Source organism: Micromonospora sp. U21, from assembly GCF_018070045.1.
In the GTDB taxonomy this organism is placed as follows: Bacteria; Actinomycetota; Actinomycetes; order Mycobacteriales; family Micromonosporaceae; genus Micromonospora.
In genome coordinates this window covers 1-930 of record NZ_JAGPYK010000090.1, presented here as the reverse complement: position 1 = coordinate 930, position 930 = coordinate 1, and the positions used below count along the sequence as shown (strand labels likewise).

Below are 930 nucleotides of genomic sequence, written 5' to 3'. Positions count from 1 at the left end.
AAGACGGGCTCTTGGTAAGCAGACGGTTCCTACACCCTGCTGCCCCAAGAGCCCGCCTTGACATTGAACCCTGCCCGGCCTGCCGCCAGCCAGCGGCCCCATGCCGTCTGTGCATGTGGCTGCGCAACCCGCCGGCGCCGCTACCCTTCCGACACCACCGACGCCGAATGGGAGATCCTCGAACCCCTGCTCAGCACTCCGGCCTGCCGTCGCCCCGGCGGCGGACGCCCGGAAAAACACCACCGCCGGGCGATCATCGACGCAATCTTCTATCTGGTCGATAACGGCATCAAATGGCGCGCCATGCCGGCCGACTTCCCGCCCTGGCGAACCATCTACGGCTTCCTCGCCCGCTGGCACGACGACCTGACCGCGCTCACCCTCACCGACCGACTACGCGAACAGATCCGCCACGCAACCGGCCGCACCTCGACCCCGACCGCCGGCTGCATCGACTCGCAGTCCGTCCATGAGTCCGCCGAGGCCACCGTCAGCCGCGACACCAGCGGCTACGACCCACACAAGCGAGTCAACGGCCGCAAGCGCCACATCGCCGTCGACACTCTCGGGCTGCTCATCGCCGTCCACGTCACCCCCGCCAACGTCCAGGACCGCGACGGCGCCCGCCCCGTCGTCCACCAAGCCGCCCTGCACGGCGTCCAGCACATCTGGGCCGACAACGGCTACCACGCAGACCTGCTCAGATGGGCCACCAACATCAACGTCACCATCGAAATCGTGCCCCGACCGACCCGCAAAGGCTTCCACGTCCTGCCCCGCCGCTGGGTCGTTGAACGCACCTTCGCCTGGCTCACCCGCCGACGCCGCTGCGCCCGCGACTACGAACGCCTACCCGAACACCACGAAACCATCACCTACTGGGCAGCGATCCTCCAGATGACCCGCCGCCACGCCCGTACCACAACCGCC

At 68.2% G+C, this 930-nt stretch carries 1 protein-coding gene; it reads left to right on the top strand.

Features of this window, described 5'->3' with window-relative positions; translation table 11 throughout:
* Positions 1–57: 57 nt before the first annotated feature.
* A partial coding sequence (locus KBX63_RS34885; RefSeq protein ID WP_210918684.1) for an IS5 family transposase occupies positions 58–930 on the top strand: 873 nt, incomplete at its 3' end.